General features: G+C 71.6%; 11 protein-coding genes. 7 read left to right on the top strand and 4 right to left on the bottom strand.

Annotation, left to right across the window (positions count from 1 at the left end; translation table 11 throughout):
• Positions 1–90: 90 nt before the first annotated feature.
• Together ACWGIH_RS12125 and ACWGIH_RS12120 are read right to left on the bottom strand one after the other, a co-directional pair.
• Positions 91–912: an MBL fold metallo-hydrolase gene (locus tag ACWGIH_RS12125; RefSeq protein WP_453450272.1), complete on the bottom strand. Its 822-nt coding sequence runs from the start codon at positions 910–912 to the stop codon at positions 91–93.
• A gap of 125 nt (positions 913–1037) precedes the next feature.
• Complete coding sequence (locus ACWGIH_RS12120) at positions 1038–5696, bottom strand: nSTAND1 domain-containing NTPase (RefSeq protein WP_453691634.1); 4659 nt, start codon at positions 5694–5696, stop codon at positions 1038–1040.
• A 216-nt stretch (positions 5697–5912) separates the two neighbouring features.
• Between ACWGIH_RS12120 and ACWGIH_RS12115 the strand changes: the two genes are divergently transcribed.
• On the top strand, positions 5913–6368 hold the full coding sequence (locus ACWGIH_RS12115) for a phospholipase A2 (protein WP_453450274.1): 456 nt from the start codon (positions 5913–5915) through the stop codon (positions 6366–6368).
• Between the two features lie 70 nt (positions 6369–6438).
• Here the strand turns inward: ACWGIH_RS12115 and ACWGIH_RS12110 are convergent, their stop codons facing one another.
• A complete protein-coding gene (locus ACWGIH_RS12110; protein ID WP_453450275.1) occupies positions 6439–7779 on the bottom strand; it encodes a M14 family metallopeptidase in 1341 nt (446 codons plus the stop codon).
• A gap of 149 nt (positions 7780–7928) precedes the next feature.
• On the opposite strand from ACWGIH_RS12110, the gene ACWGIH_RS12105 reads away from it, so the two are divergent.
• Complete coding sequence (locus tag ACWGIH_RS12105; RefSeq protein ID WP_453450276.1) at positions 7929–9260, top strand: Nramp family divalent metal transporter; 1332 nt, start codon at positions 7929–7931, stop codon at positions 9258–9260.
• 68 nt (positions 9261–9328) lie between these two features.
• Here ACWGIH_RS12105 and ACWGIH_RS12100 read toward each other — a convergent pair whose 3' ends face one another.
• Positions 9329–10297, bottom strand: coding sequence for a chitinase (locus ACWGIH_RS12100; protein ID WP_453450313.1), 969 nt, complete (start codon positions 10295–10297; stop codon positions 9329–9331).
• A gap of 294 nt (positions 10298–10591) precedes the next feature.
• On the opposite strand from ACWGIH_RS12100, the gene ACWGIH_RS12095 reads away from it, so the two are divergent.
• The 5 genes from ACWGIH_RS12095 to ACWGIH_RS12075 all read left to right on the top strand — a co-directional run bounded on the left by ACWGIH_RS12095 (position 10592) and on the right by ACWGIH_RS12075 (position 16212).
• On the top strand, positions 10592–11533 hold the full coding sequence (locus ACWGIH_RS12095; protein ID WP_453450277.1) for a hypothetical protein: 942 nt from the start codon (positions 10592–10594) through the stop codon (positions 11531–11533).
• A 93-nt stretch (positions 11534–11626) separates the two neighbouring features.
• Entirely contained in the window at positions 11627–12340 is a 714-nt protein-coding gene (cpaB, locus tag ACWGIH_RS12090; RefSeq protein ID WP_453450278.1) for a Flp pilus assembly protein CpaB, read from the top strand.
• Between the two features lie 92 nt (positions 12341–12432).
• Positions 12433–14040, top strand: a complete 1608-nt coding sequence (locus tag ACWGIH_RS12085) for an AAA family ATPase (protein WP_453450279.1) — start codon at positions 12433–12435, stop codon at positions 14038–14040.
• Between the two features lie 473 nt (positions 14041–14513).
• Positions 14514–14843: a TadE/TadG family type IV pilus assembly protein gene (locus ACWGIH_RS12080; protein ID WP_361832951.1), complete on the top strand. Its 330-nt coding sequence runs from the start codon at positions 14514–14516 to the stop codon at positions 14841–14843.
• A gap of 10 nt (positions 14844–14853) precedes the next feature.
• The gene (locus ACWGIH_RS12075) at positions 14854–16212 is read left to right on the top strand and encodes a CpaF family protein (RefSeq protein ID WP_453450280.1); all 1359 of its coding nucleotides are present in this window, start codon (positions 14854–14856) and stop codon (positions 16210–16212) included.
• Positions 16213–16235 lie beyond the last annotated feature (23 nt).

Raw genomic sequence — 16235 nt, 5'->3', positions numbered from 1 at the left:
CCACTCCTTCCCGCACCACTCCTTCCCGCACCACTCCTTGTCGTACGTCACCGAGGGTGCCCCGGGCCGCCATGGTCCGGGGCACCCTCGTCAGGTGGCGACCGGATGCCCGCCGGCGGGCTCGAACCCGGCCAGCATCTGCTCCAGCGCCGCCTGGTCAGGGCCCACGAACGGCGGGGCCCCGGGCGCCGATCCCAGGGTGTCCATCATCGTCCCGGTGATCCCGAGGGCCGGCGGCAGATGCGTGGAGAGGACGAGCTCGGGCGACCCGTCCCGCAGCGGCTGGAAGCTGACGAGGAACTTCGCCACATCCACGTTCTGCACCCACGGACTGTCGACCGTGGCCCAGAGGAGCTGTGCGGCCCGCAGGTCCTCCACGGCGACCTCGCGGACGTCGTCGGCCTGTGCCAGCTCGGCGCTGGGCATCGGCCCCCCGAAGCAGTCGGAGCTGAAACAGACCCCCGACTTGCCGTCGAAGAAGCCGACCGTGGCCGGGTTGTCGAAGAGGGGTGGCCTGAACCCCGTCAGGGTGCGGTCGCCGACGTCCAGGGTCTGCCCCGGGTTGAGCAGAAAGACGCGGTCGAGCGGCAGCGGGCGCTCGCAGGACATGATCCCCGCCCCCGCGAACGTGGTCACGACCCGCGCCTCGGGCGCCGCGACCAGCAGGTCGAAGATCCCGCCCGTGTGATCCCGGTCCGGGTGGGTGAGCCAGATCCACCGCACGTCGGCAGGATCGAGGACGGTGGCGAGCGCCTCCAGGAAGTTGCGGTCGGACAGCCCGAGGCCCGTGTCGACGACAACGGGCTGGGCGGCGTGCAGGACGAAGGCGTTGACCGGGATGTGGCCGATCCCCGGCACCTCAAGGCTGTCACTCAGGACGCTGATGTCGGGGCGTACCTTGTGGACGCGCATGACACATCTCCAAGCCCCCACAGGGATGGTGATCGCGTCGCGGCCCTGATGAAGTCCATGCTCGTCCCTTTCCCCCGCGACCGCACCCGGACGAGCCGTCCGTCGCGCTCCCCGGACCCCGCACGTCACGTACATGTCCTGCCGTACGGCACCCCCGGGATGTGCTTCTCCCACTCGGCGGCGGAGAACCCTCCCTCGGTGCGTGCGCAGACCCGGTCGACGAGATGGCCGTGGTCGAGGCGGTAGGCGTAGGAGGACGAGTGCTCGCCCGTGGCCAGGACGGTTCTGCCGTCCGGACCGAAGGCGAGCGCGCGCACCGCGTCACCCGCCGTGGGCAGGGCGGCGACCAGGAGCCTGCTGGACGGCACGTCGTACAGCGCGACGCGGCCGCCGCTGTCGCCCGCGGCGAGCGTGCGGCTGTCGGGGCTGAGGGCGAGGGCGGTCACCGGGGACCCGGAGCCGTCCCCGCTGACGTCGAACGTGCCGTGCAGGTCCGCGAGCAGCTGGGTGCCGTCGCCGTTCCAGAGGGCGACCCTTCCGGTGTGCCCGCCCGTTGCCAGCAAGGTGCTGTCGGCGCTGAAGGCGACGCGGTGCGCGCTGCCGGACAGCAGCGGGGGACGGGTGGGCCTGCGTCCGGACGGCAGCCGGTAGAGCCCTCCGGCGCCCGCGGCGAACGCGCCGTCGGGGCGCAGGACCAGGTGTCCGTTGCCCGGCGACCGGCCGTTGAACGCGACGGGCGCCGTCTGCGCGTCGCCGCCCGCCCGCAGGTCCACGGTCTCCAACTGCCGTGCCGTGTCGCGCAGGACGAGGAGGGTCGCGCCGTCCGGCCCGAGGGCGAACCCGACGGCGTCCTCGTCCGCGCGCCCCGCACGGGCCAGCACGTGCCGGCTGTGCTCACGCCCCTCCCGTACGTCCCACACGTGGACGGTCTGCGGGTGGCGGCGGCTGGTGTAGCCGTGCCGCGCCCTGATCCCGTACGCCAGACGGCGGCCGTCGGCGCTGAACGACATCAGCACGTCGCAGCTCCGGTCCGCGCGGTCCACGTCACCCGGCTCGGACAGACCGCAGTCCGCGGTGGCGAGAAGACGGGGTGCCGCGCCGGGAGCGGCGGGGCGCAGCTCGAAGCGCATCCGCCCGCCGGAGCGCCGCGCGAGAGCCAACTGCCCTCCGTCGGGGCTGTACTGCGCCTCGACCACCCTCTCGCGCCGCCAGTCCGAGGTCAGCGCGTTGCCCAGGGCCAGGGTGCGTACGGTCGTGCCGTCCTCCCAGTAGCGGATGGCCCGGTCCTCGGTGTCGATGCGCAGCTGCGTGGCGGAACCGCCGTTCAGCGAGTGCCGGTACACCGGCCGCCCGGGCTGGGAGGTGCGCCACAACAGGACCTCCTCGTCGGTGGTGACACCGAGGAACTCGCCGTCGTCGCTGAACGCGGCGCTCGCGTGGACCGGTGAGGCGAGCCACGACCGCCCGGTCCTCAGGTCCCAGGCGCGGGCGGTGTCTCCCAGGGAGACGAGGAAACGGCCCCGCGGGTCGAGGACGATCCGGTGACCGAGCTGCTCGTTCCCGCACACGGTCCGGCGGTCCTTCCGGGAGAGCTTGCCGAGCGGGGCGGGCATGGCCGGACCGCCGGCCGTGCCGCGTACCTCGAGTACGTGGCGCCCGCCCGGCTTCGCGGCCCGGCAGAACGCCAGGATCCGGTCGTCGCGGCTGATCGCCACCTCGGGGACGTCCGCGTACCGGGTGAGGGGGACCCGCCGCGTGACACGGCCGCTCTCCGTGCGCCGTACCCCGATCGACGACAGGTCCTGTACGACGACGTGGCGACCGGTGGGGGAGAAGGAGGCCGGCTCGGACGGCGTACGGAACGCGGGTCCCACGGGCCGGGCGGACCGCACGTCGTAGACCCGGGAGCGGTTGCCGCCGCCGAGGACGATGCGTCTGCCGTCCGCCGACAGGTCCTGCACCTGCCGTCCGCGGTGCCTGATCCGGGCCACGCGCTCGTGCCGTACGACGTCCCAGGCGTGGACGTGGCGGTCGTCGCGGGTGAGCACCACACGGCCGTTGCCGCTGAGATGCGCTCCGTGGTACTCGTCCGCGCCGTCGCCCACCGGCGGGCGGAACGCGTCCTGTTCGGCCTGGGCCGCCGAGGCGAGGAGCGCGGCCTCGGCCTCCGGGGTGTGCTGGATGTGCCAGGCCGCCACGCTCATCCGCATCGCCTCCACCGGACGCGTGTAGCGCAGACCCTCGGCCCGGGAGGCCAGTTGACGCGAGGCCGCCTCGGCGTCCCGCTGGACACGGCCCCGGGCCTGCTGCCATGCGGTGACGCTCGCCAGGAGGACAAGGACCGTCAAGAGGATGAGGCCCGCGCGGGTGTTCCTGCGTCGGCGGGCGTGACGTGACGCGGCCGTCCGCGCGGCGGCGATGAACCGGGCCTCAGGGGTGGCGCGGCCGGTGTGCGTGGCGGCCAGGGTCTCGGCGGCCGTGGCCAGTTGGGTGCCGCGGTACAGGACGGCGGGATCGCGTCCGCAGCTCTCCCAGGCCTCCGCCGCCTCGGTCAGCCGCTGCCGGTCGCGCAGCAGTGCGTGGTCGGTGTCGATCCAGGTCCGCAGCCTGGGCCAGGCCGACAGGAGCGCCTCGTGGGCGAGTTGGGCGCCGTCCGCGTCCAGGGTGAGCAGCCGGGCGTCGGCGAACGCGGTCACGACGCGGTGTGTGGTGTCCGGGTCCGGCGGGAGCGAGGCCAGCTGCTCCGGGGAGATCCGCCGCCGAGCGGTCTGCTGCCCCGGCCCGATCCGGACCATGGCGAGCAGGAGGTGCCGGGCGGCGCTTCTCTCCGCCGGGTCGAGCCCGTGGTACACGTCCTCGGCGGTCGCCTCGACGGCGCCTCTGATGCCGCCGGTGAGGCGGTAGGCGGCCACGCTCATCCGCCCGTCCTGCGCGTCCCGCTGCTGCCAGGTGGCGAGGAGCGCGTGCGCGAGGAGCGGCAGCGTGCCCGCGTCGGGCGGCGCCGGGGCGTCACCGTGAACGCCCAGTTCGGCCAGGAAAAGCTCGGCAAGACCGGAATCGAGGACGAGCCCGGTCCGCCGCGCGGGCCCCTCGATGGCCGCACACAACTCGTCCCGCGTCATGGGCCCGAGCGGCAACTGACAATCCCGCAAAGCGGCCACCAGCCCCGGGTGCTCCAAACAGGCCCCATAAAAGTCGGCACGAACACCGGCGACGACGAGGAGAGGGGGTGACTGGTGGGGGGTGGTGGGTGAGGCGGGGGCGGCATCGGTGGTGGGTACGGAAGGTGCGGCAGGCGGGGCGGGGGCGGCCGGCGCGATGTGCGTGGCTGGCTCGGCAGGCGAGAGAGGCGAGGCAGGCGCAAGGGGAGCGGCGACGGCAGCAGGCGCGATGGGCGCGGCGGGGGGAATGTGCCCGGCGGGCTCTGCAGGCGCGGCGGGCGTGACGTGCCTGGCGGGCTCTGCAGGCGCGACGGGCGTGGCTGGCTCGGCAGGCGTGGCAGGCGCTACGGGAGCCTCGGGTGCAGCAGGTGCGACGGGCGCGGCGGAGGTGATGTGCCTGGCGGGCTCCGCAGGCGCGGCGGGCGTGGCTGGCTCGGCAGGCGCTGCAGGCGCGATGTGCGTGGCTGGCTCGGCAGGCGTGGCAGGCACGACGGGAGCTGTGGGTGCAGCAGGCGCGGCGGGCATGGCGGGCGTGGGCGCTGTGGCGGGCTTCGCAGGCGCGACGGGCGTGGCTGACTCTGCAGACGAGGCAGGCGCTACGGGAGCCTCGGGTGCAGCGGGCGCGACGGGTGCGGCGGAGGTGATGTGCCCGGCGGGCTTCGCAGGCGCGATGTGCGTGGCTGGCTCGGCAGGCGTGGCAGGCACGACGGGAGCTGTGGGTGCAGCAGGCGCGGCGGGCATGGCGGGCGTGGGCGCTGTGGCGGGCTTCGCAGGCGCGGCGGGCGTGGGCGGTGTGGTGGGGGCCGCGGGCTCGGCCGGCGCTGGCGTGACGGGGGTGGGACGTGTGACCGGGGCGGTCAACGCGCACAGGACCTCGATGAAGCGGCGGCGCTCGTCCTCGGCCGTGCACAGGGTGAAGACCTCCTCGAACTGGTCGGCCACCAGCACGAGTCCGCCCGGGGCACCCCTCCCGCCGGCACCCGCGACAGCGGCCCGTACCGCGTCGGCGTACGACGGGGACGCCGGCCCCGCGGAGATAACGAGCCCCGGTACATCGGCGAGAGCCGCTGCGAGGCTGTCCAGCGGGTGGGCCCCCGGGGAGAAGCACACCACCGGCCACGACCGGGATCCGGCCGCCGGCAGCACACCGCGGGCCACCGCGGGGACGAGCCCGGCCCGCAGCAACGAGGATTTGCCCGCACCCGAAGGCCCCACGACCATCACCGGGCCCGGCCGCCGCAACCGCTCGGCGAGACGCGCGGAAAGGGCCGCGGTGGCCCGCTCGCGGCCGAAGAACCACGCGGCGTCCCGCGGTTCGAAGGCGGCGAGGCCCGGATAGGGGCAAGGCCCCCGCCCGGGGCCGCCCACCGGGGGAGGCGCGAGGGCGATCAGCTCGCCGCCCGCGTCCAGCGCCTCGTCGCAGCCGCGGGCCACCTCGGGCGTCGGCGGCTTCTGACCGTTCTCGACCTTGCTGAGATAGCCCCGGCTGTAATGCGCGACCCGCGAAAGATCCGCGAGGGACATGCCGCGGTCGGCGCGCAGCCGCCGCAAGCAGTCGCCGAAGCTCTCCGCCGGCCGAAGAAGCGGCAGGTCAGATGGTGTTTCCCGTTTCCCGTCGGACAAGGCGACAGGCACCTCCTTGGCCGCCCGCGTCCCGTGCCCCACGCTGAGAAACGGCAACGCTGCGTGCTCAGAAAATTACGCAGAGCTGCCGCCGGGCGTGATCCATCCGCGCTCATCCCCTCCTTTGGAGTGATCGGCTCCGGCGGGGTGACCGGCGGCCGTTGCCGTCACCTCCGGGCGGCAAGACGCCCGGCCCGACCCACGAAGGACTCACTCATGCGTGTACGCACCGCCCTGCGCAAAACCCTCCTCGCGGCGACCACCTGCCTCGCACTGACCGCCGGAGCGGCTCCCGTTGCCGCTGCGGACGACATCCGCGGCGAGGCCGACCGCATCATGAACCTCAACCGGATCGACTTCGTCAACCACCCGCACAACGCTCCGTACGACTGGAGCAACGACGGCTGCACGTGGTGGCCGGACGGAATCTTCTTCGAGGCCTGCGCCCAGCACGACTTCGGTTACCGCAACTACGGCAACCACGGCGCGCTCAAGCTCAGCGCCACGGCGGAGACCAAGGCATGGATCGACGAGCACTTCTGGCACCAGATGCGGGCCTCCTGCCTGGAGACCCACCCCGAGGGGAGCACGGCCCAGAACCTCTGCCTCGGTGAGGCGAAGATCATGTACGACGGCCTGCGGGCCGGCGTCGCCGACGGCTCCTTCTACTAGGCCGCCGACGGCACACCGCGGCCCCGGACCCACCGCACGGGTCCGGGGCCGCGGTGCCGTGCCGGGTCCGTCAACTCGTGCAGTACTGCTGCTCCTTGCCGATGGAGCGGTACATGCAGTCCGAGTTCTCCAGGAGTTGCAGGACCGCGTCCCTGTTGCGGTTGGTCTCCCGCTCGATCACCTCGTCGGGCGGATAGAAGCCGCCGCCGCCCGCGGACGACGGGTACATCTCGAAGGTGTAGCTGAAGATCTTCTGGTTGCCCCAGAGCCAGTCGTTGATCGACCCGTCCGTGATGTAGAGGTCGCTGGACTGCTGCGGCGTGTAGCCGTTGCTCGCGGCCATCTTCCGGCCGATGGCGGCGTGCGCGTCGCGGTCGTCCTGGGTGAGGCCGGGGCCCGTGTCGCTGTACGTGTAGCCGTACGGCCACAGGACCAGCTCGCTGTACGTGTGGAAGTCGACGGAGGCCTTGATCTGCTGCTTGCCGCCGACGATGCGGCTGCGCACGAAGTTGGAGACGACCTTCACCTCGGGTGCCGACTCGGCGCTCGGGCCGCGGTAGGTCTCGGATCCCGTGGAGCCGGACGAACCGCCGCAGCAGCCCCACCGGTAGGCCCAGTTGCGGTTCATGTCGGTGCCGACGTTCGACGAGCCGGCGTTGGGCTGGCGGTTCTTGCGCCAGCTGCGGTAGGAGCCGGACGCGATGTCGTACTCGCCGCCGTCCGGGTTCAGGTCCGGCACGATCCAGATCTCGCGCTCGTCGACCATCTTCTTGATGCGCGCGTCCGTGCCGTAGTCGTCGCCGAGTTCGCGAAGGAGGTACAGCGCCATCTCGACGGTCAGGTGTTCGCGGGCGTGCTGGTGGTGGGTGAAGAGGACCTCGGGCTCGGCCTCGTCGGTGCCCACGTTGTCGCTGATCTTGATCGCGACGATGTCCCGGCCTGAGTAGGACTTGCCGATGACCCTCTTGCTCATCAGGGTCGGATGGGCCGCGATGCGCTGGTTGATCTCCGCGTTCATCTCCGCGTAGTTGTGGTACCTCGCGTCGGCGGGCGGGAAGTCCTTGGCTTCCACGGGCTCGCCGTTCGTACGCTTCGGGGGTCCGGCCAAGGCCTTGAGCTCGTAGCCCGCGTCCCGGAGCCCGGCCGCCTCGCGGCCGTCGGCCGAGACGACCACCGCGCGGGCGTCGACCTCGTCGATGGCGACGCCGGTGCGGGCGAGCGCGGTGCGGGCGGCGGGATCGTCGCCGAGGGGGATCTCGTACTGGCGCGTTTCGTTGTCGGTGGCCGCCGAGCCGCGAGCGGCGGGGGCGGCGGTGTCCGGTGAGGCGTTGGCGGTGAGCGGCGCCGCCACGGCGAGGGCGAGAAGTACCGCGAGGGAAGCGGATCTTCTGCCGCGTATGCGAAGTCGCATGAAGTCTCCTGAGGGGTGGGGGGGTGGTTCAGTGCGACGCGTGCGGTGCGGGTTGCGCGCGCCCATCGTGGGCGCATGGCATGCTCCGGTCAACGCTCTCTTCGGCCAACCCCTTGTGTCACGAGCCGCCATGCGGTTTCTTGATCGGCATGGCTGACACGACAGGCAGTGGCACTGCCACGGGAGATGCGGCTCCCCGGCCCCGCAAGTCCAGCTGGAAATACATCGGACCCGGCATCGTCGTCGCCGCGACCGGCGTCGGCGCGGGCGACCTCGTCGCCACGCTCATCGCGGGCAGCAACTTCGGCTACACCCTGCTCTGGGCCGCCGTGCTCGGCTGCGTGGTGAAGATCTCGCTCGCCGAGGCGGCCGGACGCTGGCACCTGGCGACCGGACGCACCCTCTTCGACGGCTGGGCGAGCCTCGGGCGCTGGACGACGTGGTTCTTCGTCGTCTACGTCGTCATCTGGGGGTACGTCTACGGGGCCGCGGCCATGTCGTCGTCGGGACTGCCGCTCCAGGCGCTCTTCCCGGACGTCATGGAGCTCAAGTGGTGGGGAATCCTCACCGGCCTCGTCGGCCTGGTCTTCGTCTGGTTCAACAAGTACGCCGTCTTCGAGAAGGTCATGACGGTGCTCGTCGGCATCATGTTCGTCGTCACCGTCTACCTCGCCATCCGCGTCACCCCGCACCTCGGCGACGCCTTCGCGGGCCTCCTTCCGGTGCTGCCCGACGAGAAGGACTCCATCCTCAACACGCTCGGACTGATCGGCGGCGTCGGCGGCACGATCACCCTTGCCGCGTACGGCTACTGGGTCAACGCCAAGGGCTGGACGAACACCGGCTGGATGAAGGTGATGCGGCTCGACAACCGCGTCGCGTACATCACCACCGGCATCTTCGTCGTCGCCATGCTCTTCGTCGGCGCCGAGCTGCTGCACTCCGCGAACGTGGCCATCGCCAGCGGCGACCAGGGCCTGGTACAGCTCTCCGGCATCCTGGAGAAGGAGTACGGCGACGCCACCGCCAAGCTCTTCCTGATCGGCTTCTTCGCCACGTCCTTCACCTCGCTGATCGGCGTCTGGCACGGCGTGAGCCTGATGTTCGCCGACTTCGTGGAGCGCTACCGCAAGCAGCGGACGGGCGTCGACGGGAAGGCCCTGTCGGGCGAGGAGGTGGCGTCCGGAGCCCGCGAGAAGTCGGTGCCGTTCCGCGCCTACCTGCTGTGGCTGACCTTCCCGCCGATGATCCTGCTCTTCCAGGGCCAGCCGTTCCGCCTCATCATCATCTACGGCGTGCTCGGCGCGGCCTTCATGCCGTTCCTCGCGCTCACCCTGGTCTGGCTGCTCAACTCGTCGCGTACGCCCGCCGAGTGGCGCAACGGCTGGCTCAGCAACGGCATGCTGGCGATCGCGGGCCTGCTGTTCCTGGTCCTGTGCGTCAAGCAGATCACGGACCAGGACTGGGGCAGCTTCTTCTGACCGTGGGTACAGGCCGCAGCGCCGCCGGGGGAGCGGCGGCGCTGCAGGTGTGAGGGGTGGCCGCCGGGTTACGGCAGGCCGTGGACGTGCGGCCCGACCGCCTTGGACCAGGAACTGCCGTCGGCGGCATCCCAGTTCGTCGACCAGGCCATCGCGCCCCGGATGCCGGGGTACGTCTTGGACGGCTTGAAGGAACCGCAGCTCGTGCCCTTCGCCAGGCAGTCCAGGGCCTGGTTGACGACGGACGGCGAGACGTAACCGCCGCCGGCCGCCTTCGCCGAGGCCGGGACGCCTATGCCGACCTGCGACGGGGCGAGGCCGCCCTCCAGCTGGATGCAGGCGAGCGCGGTGAGGAAGTCGACCGAGCCCTGGCTGTAGACCTTGCCGTCACAGCCCAGCATCGAACCGCTGTTGTAGTACTGCATGTTGACGACCGTGAGGATGTCCTTCACGGCGAGCGCCGTCTTGAAGTACTCGTTCGACGTGGACTGCATGTCGATCGTCTGCGGCGCCATGGTCAGGACGAACCCCGAACCGGCTTTCCCGGCAAGGGACTTCAACGCCTGCGACATATAGGTCGAGTTGAGCCCGTTCTCCAGGTCGATGTCGACGCCGTCGAAGCCGTACTCCTGCATGAGCTTGTACGCCGAGTCCGCGAAGGCGGTCGCCGAGGCGGAGTCGTTGACGGTCACCGCGCCCTTCTCGCCGCCGACCGAGAGGATCACGGACTTCCCGGCCGCCTGCTTGGCCTTGAGGTCGGCCTTGAACTGCTCGACGGTGTACCCGCCGAGCCCGGCCGAGTCCAGGTTGAAGGCCAGCTCGCCCGGCGTACCGGTCGCGTCCGCGAACGACACCGCGATGATGTCGTACTCGTCCTGTACGTCGCTCAGCTTCTGGACGGTGGCGCCGTTGTCGAAGTTCTGCCAGTAGCCGGTCACCGCGTGCTCCGGTACCGCGCGGGCGTCCGCCTCGGCGTCGTCGGCGCCGCCGGTGAGCAGGCCGGTGAGCGCGAGGGCCAGTGCCGTTGTCAGACCGATGACGGACCCTGCCTTCCTGCGTGTCCTGCCGCGTGCGTGGTCCACTGCTGCCTCCGGTGGGGGGAGTTGGGGTGCTCGGAGGGCTTGCGCCGGGCCGTACGAGGGGGTTGCCCGGCGCTCTGCCTGGTCGTACAAGCTGGTCCAGACCAATTGCGTTGTCAAGACCTCTGACACCACCCGGACCCCGCGAGTCCGGCCAACCTCTACGTGAACAGTGGGAAGTTGGGTGTTGAGGTGGCGATGACCTGGATAAGGTGCTGAGGCAGAAGTGCACGAAGACCGGGGGGTGTACGCATGCCGACCGCCATAGCCGTCACCGGCCCTGACCTGGTGCTGCCGTCGCCCGACCGGCACACCCCGTCCGCGGCCGTCCTGCAGAGCGCCGTCCAGTCACCGCGGACGTACTCCCTGGACCAGGCGCTCACCGAGATGCACACGCTCATCGAGCACCACGGCTATGTGATCGTCCTCTGCCCCGCTTCGGCGCCACCCGCCCTCGTCCAGCGCATGCACGCGATCCGCTCCGTCCTGGAGAGCGACCGCATCGCCATCCTGCGCCCCGACCTGCCGCCGCTCGGCCTCGCGGTCCTCGCGCTCCAGCTCCGCCAGCTGTCGATCTGCGACTTCAGCCCCGGCGTCCTCGCCTCGGCGGCCCGGCTCCTCTCCCACTACATCTACGCGGGCGCGCTGCTCGGCTCGGTGGCGAAGCTGGACCGGGTCCCGGTCACGCTCCAGTCCCACGCCAAGTCATGGATGCCCGGAGCCCAGTTCGCCGTGCTCGCCACGCCCCGGCCCGAGCTGATCAAGGTCACGGGGGACGCGACGCTGCCGGGCCCCGGCTTCGGCACGAAGCTGCTCTACGCCGCCGGGCAGCTGGGAAGCGACTGGGTCACCGAGACACTCGCTCCGGCCTGGCGGACCCAGGGCGTCGAGGAGGCCCGGCTGCCGGGGGACTCCGCGCGCTGGTGGGCCACGGGCAAGCTCGTCGAATTCGCCGCGGCGATCCCCGACATCTCGGTGCTCTACCAACTGGTGTCGTCCGTCCGGCGGGACGGCTGCCACTGGTGCGGGCTCGAACTCATCGGCGACCGCTGCGGGTTCTGTGCCGCGCCGCTGCTGCCACCACCGGAACGCGCGGCGCCCGCCTCCGCCGCTGCCCCCGCTACCGCCCCCGCCCCCGCTCCCGCCCCTGCTTCCGCTCGTGCCGTACGCGCGCTTCCGCGAGGCAGGACGTAAGGCCAGGCTCCACTGGGTACGACCCCGAACTGAACGCGCGCCACAACGATCACTGTCCGTAGCCGCCCGCACCCGATCGAGGTAGTCCGGTCCATGAACTCACGCCAGCGCCGCGGCGTCATCCTGCTGGTCCTCTCGGTCCTGGCCGCGTTCGGCGCGTTCGTGGGCGTCCTCTCCGTGATCCGGGACGTGAACTCGAAGGTGGGGCCGGAAGTGGCCGCGTACAAGCTCAAGGGGGACATCGCCCCCTACAAGGAGCTGAGCGCCGACCAGTTCGAGAAGGTCGAGATGCCGGAGAGGTGGCTCTCGGACAACGCCGTCACCGATCTCCGCCAGGTCCGCGGCAAGATCGCGGTGACCGAGCTGCGCAAGGGCTCGCTGCTCCAGACGGACATGATCGTGAACCGCCCCGAACTGGAGCCGGGCCAGCAGGAGATCGCCATCATGATCGACGCGGCGACGGGCGTCGCGGGCAAGATCACGCCCGGTTCGACGGTCAACATCTACGCCACGTTCAAGGGCGAGACCGACAACGCCAAGGACCAGTCGAAGGTCATCGTGGAGTCCGCGAAGGTGATCGACGTGGGCAAACTGACGGCCCTCGACCCCGACCAGGACGACCGCAGCAGCCGCCGCACGGCGACGGAAGCAGTGCCGATCACGTTCGCCCTCGACACCGCGGACGCGCAGCGCGTCGCGTACGCGGAGTCGTTCGCCACGCATGTCCGCCTGGCCCTGGTGGGCCAGGGCGAGGAGGCGGCGATCCCGCGGGGCGACCGGACGTACACACTCGACGAGGACAAGTAGGGGGCCCCGCGGATGAGGCGACGCACGGATGTACCGCCGCTGCGATGCGGAGCCCGCACGCCCACGCACCCGAGTACCCGGTGGGGTGACGCATGACGACCCGGATCCTCCCCGCCGTGGGGGACATGGAGGCCGCCCGCGCGCTCTCGACGCTGACGGGACAGCTGCCGGACGCCGAACCCGCCCTGCCCGTCGCGGACTCCACCGCCCTGCTCGACCACCTGGCGAGGCTCGCGGCGGAGTCCATCGACGAACTCCCCGAAGTCGTCATCGTCCACGAGCGCATCGGCCCCGTCCCCGCCCTGGACCTGATCCGCGACCTCGTGCTCCGCTTCCCCGCGGTCGGCGTCGTGCTGATCACCGCCGACACGAGCCCGGCACTGCTGACCGCCGCGATGGACTCCGGAGCCCGCGGCATCGTCGGCTTCCCCCTCGCGTACGACGCCCTCGCCGAGCGCGTGCACGCGGCGGCCGCCTGGTCGGCGGGGATGCGCAGGCACCTGGGCAGCGCGGGCATAGAGCTCTACGCCGGGTCGGGGGAGACCCCCGGGGGCGGCCACGTCGTCGCGGTGAGCGGCGCCAAGGGAGGCGTCGGCACCACCTTGGCCGCCGTCCAGCTCGCCCTCGCGGCACGGGCCTCGGGCCGTACGGTCGCGCTCCTCGACCTGGACCTCCAGGCAGGTGACGTCTCCTCCTACCTGGACGTCCAGTTCCGCCGCTCCATCGCCGACCTCGCGTCGATCACCGACATCACGCCCCGCGTCCTCCAGGACGCCGTCTACACGCACGAGACCGGCATCGGCCTCCTCCTTGCCCCCGGCGAGGGCGAGCGCGGCGAGGAGATCACCGACCGGGTGGCCCGTCAGACACTCGGCGCCCTGCGCAGCCGCTACGACGTCGTCCTCGTCGACTGCGGCACGTACGTCACCGGGGCGAGCGCCACGGCCATCGAACTCGCCGACCAGGCCATCCTGTTGGTCACCCCGGACGTCGTCTCCGTACGGGCCGCCAAGCGCATGGTGCGCCTGTGGGACCGCCTCCAGATCCGCAAGGCGGAGGAGACGCTCACGGTCGTCAACCGCCACGGCAAGGGCGCGGAGATCCAGCCCTCCCTGGTGGAACGGGTGACGGGGACGCGAGTGGCCCGCACCACCGTCCCCGCGAACTTCAAGGAACTGCAGGGCGCGGTCGACGCCGGCCGCATGCAGGACCTGGACAGCAAGTCCACCGTCAAGCAGGCGCTGTGGGCGCTGGCGGGCGAGCTCGGCCTGGTGGACCCGGAGGCGGCGTCCGGCGGCACGAAGCGGCTCACCCTGCGCAAGCGCGTCACCGGCGACCGTGGCGCGGTCACCCTGGAGTTCGCCGGGATGTTCCCCCTGCTGCTCGCCGTGATGGGCCTCCTGTGGCAGTGCGCGCTGTACGGCTACACGTTCTCCCTGGCCGGAAACGCCGCGGACGAGGCGGCGCGGGCCGCCACGGCCGCGTACGCGGTGGGAGAGGGCGGCGCGGCGGCGTGCGAGGCCGCGGCGAAGGAGCATCTGCCGTCGGCGTGGCAGGGCGCGGAGGTGGCCTGCACGGACGAGGGAGCGGTGTGGAAGGCCCACGTGGACGCGGACGTCCCGCTGTTCTTCCCCGGGATCGACGCGGGGTGGAGCGTGAGCGGGGAGGCGGGGGCGGCGAAGGAGGGTGAGGACGGGTGAGGGGCTGCCGTCGGCTCGGGCGCGGCGCTGATCACCGGTTCCGCCGAGTTCGCCCGCGAAGGCCGGATGGGGTTCGGCGTCTTCCGGATGGGGTTCGGCGTCTCCCGGACGGGGTGCGGCGCCTACCGGACGGGGCGCGTCGTCTCGCGATCGGTCCGGAGCAGCTTCCGGCCGGTCCGGATCAGCTCTCAGCCGGGCCGTTTTTGCTTCCGGCCGGGCCGCTTTTGCTCTCGGCCGGTCCGTATCTGCTTCCGGCCGGGCCGCTTCTGCTCCCGGCCGGAACGGATCAGCTCCCCGCCGGGCCGTTTCTGCTCCGGGCCGGTCCGGAGCAGCTCTCGGCCGGTCCGCATCTGCTCCCGGCCGGTCCGGATCAGCTCCCTGCCGGGCCTCCGCTCCCGGCCGGACCGGAGCATCCCCGGAAGCGGAGAAGGCGGAACAGGCGGAACCGCTCCTTCGGCGACCGAGGCGTCTCCATGCTCGAATTCGCCGGATTCCTGCCCATCCTGCTCCTCATAGGCCTCGCCACCATCCAGCTGGGCCTCGTCGGATACGCCGTCAACCAGGCGGGCTCGGGCGCCCGCGCGGCGGCCCGCGTCGCCTCCCAGGGCGAGGGCGGCGAAGCCGCGGGGATGGCGGCGATGGACGGCAGCCTCGACGCCCAGGTCGCCATCAGCGGCGGCGGCGCGACGACCACGGCGGACGTCACCGTCCAGGTCCCCACGCTCCTGCCCTTCGTGGACGCGGGATGGTCCGTCACGAAGTCGGCCACGATGCCCAACGACGAAGACGAAGAGGGGAGCTGAGAGAGCCGAGATGAGCCTCCGCGACCGCGTGGCGACCCCGCACGACCACGGCAAGGGCAGCGGCCCGAGCCGCGACGACAGCCTCGTCGCCGTCTACCGCTCCAAGCTCCTCGAAGAGATCGACCTCGCCGAGATGTCGTCCCTGACAGCGGTGGACCGCCGCGCGCGCCTGGAACGCGTCATGGGACACATCATCAGCCGCGAGGGCCCCGTCCTGTCGACCTCGGAGCGCTCCCAGCTCATCCGCCGCGTCGTGGACGAGGCCCTGGGACTCGGCGTACTCGAACCGCTCCTCGCCGACGCCTCCATCACGGAGATCATGGTCAACGGCCCCGACTCGATCTTCGTCGAGCGCGCCGGACGCGTCGAGCAGCTCCCCCTCCGCTTCGCGTCGAACGACCAGCTCATGCAGACCATCGAACGCATCGTCTCCACGGTCAACCGCCGCGTGGACGAGTCGAACCCGATGGTCGACGCCCGCCTGCCCACCGGCGAGCGAGTGAATGTGATCATCCCGCCCCTCGCCCTCACCGGCGCGACCCTCACCATCCGCCGCTTCCCCCGCGCGTACACGCTGCACGAGCTCATCGGCCTCGGCTCGCTCGACGAGCACATGCTGCTCCTGCTCTCCGCCTTCGTGCGCGCCCGCTTCAACATCATCGTCAGCGGCGGCACGGGCTCCGGAAAGACGACGCTCCTCAACGCGCTCTCCGGCCTCCTCCCGGCCCACGAACGCATCATCACCATCGAGGACTCGGCCGAACTCCAGCTGCAGCAGGACCACGTCATCCGCCTGGAATCCCGCCCTCCGAACGTGGAGGGCAAGGGCCAGATCACCATCCGCGACCTCGTCCGCAACAGCCTCCGCATGCGCCCCGACCGCATCATCGTCGGCGAGGTCCGGGGCGGCGAGACCCTCGACATGCTGCAGGCCATGTCGACGGGCCACGACGGCTCCCTCGCGACGGTCCACGCCAACACGGCGGAGGACGCCCTGATGCGCCTCCAGACTCTCGGCTCGATGTCCGAGGTCCAGATCCCCTTCGAGGCGCTGAAGGACCAGATCAACTCGGCGGTCGACGTGGTCGTCCAGCTCGCCAGGCACGCGGACGGCTCACGCAAGGTCGCCGAGATCGTCCTGCTCGTCTCGCACGGCCGCGAACAGTTCCGCATCGCCCCGGTGACCCGCTTCGTGCCGCACCAGCCGGGCAGCAACGGCCTGGACCGCCGCGTGCACGGCTACTTCGAGCACCTGCCGCTGCCGCGCTCCGTCGCCGAGCGGCTGTACGTCGCGGGCGAGCCGGTGCCGCCGGGATTCGGCGTGGCCCAGGCCATCGACGCACTGAACACGAGAGAGGCGATCGGCTGATGACCGCGACGAGAAGGACGGTC

The organism is Streptomyces sp. NPDC054872 (assembly GCF_053610705.1).
This window is presented reverse-complemented; position numbering and strand designations above follow the sequence as displayed.

Excerpts from the sequence above, each read along its gene's own strand:
- ACWGIH_RS12075 (WP_453450280.1), top strand. The coding sequence starts at position 14,854 with ATGAGCCTCCGCGACCGCGTGGCGACCCCGCACGACCACGGCAAGGGC.
- cpaB (WP_453450278.1), top strand. The coding sequence starts at position 11,627 with ATGAACTCACGCCAGCGCCGCGGCGTCATCCTGCTGGTCCTCTCGGTC.
- ACWGIH_RS12115 (WP_453450274.1), top strand. The coding sequence starts at position 5,913 with ATGCGTGTACGCACCGCCCTGCGCAAAACCCTCCTCGCGGCGACCACC.
- ACWGIH_RS12110 (WP_453450275.1), bottom strand. The coding sequence starts at position 7,779 with ATGCGACTTCGCATACGCGGCAGAAGATCCGCTTCCCTCGCGGTACTT.
- ACWGIH_RS12105 (WP_453450276.1), top strand. The coding sequence starts at position 7,929 with ATGGCTGACACGACAGGCAGTGGCACTGCCACGGGAGATGCGGCTCCC.
- ACWGIH_RS12080 (WP_361832951.1), top strand. The coding sequence starts at position 14,514 with ATGCTCGAATTCGCCGGATTCCTGCCCATCCTGCTCCTCATAGGCCTC.
- ACWGIH_RS12095 (WP_453450277.1), top strand. The coding sequence starts at position 10,592 with ATGCCGACCGCCATAGCCGTCACCGGCCCTGACCTGGTGCTGCCGTCG.
- ACWGIH_RS12125 (WP_453450272.1), bottom strand. The coding sequence starts at position 912 with ATGCGCGTCCACAAGGTACGCCCCGACATCAGCGTCCTGAGTGACAGC.
- ACWGIH_RS12085 (WP_453450279.1), top strand. The coding sequence starts at position 12,433 with ATGACGACCCGGATCCTCCCCGCCGTGGGGGACATGGAGGCCGCCCGC.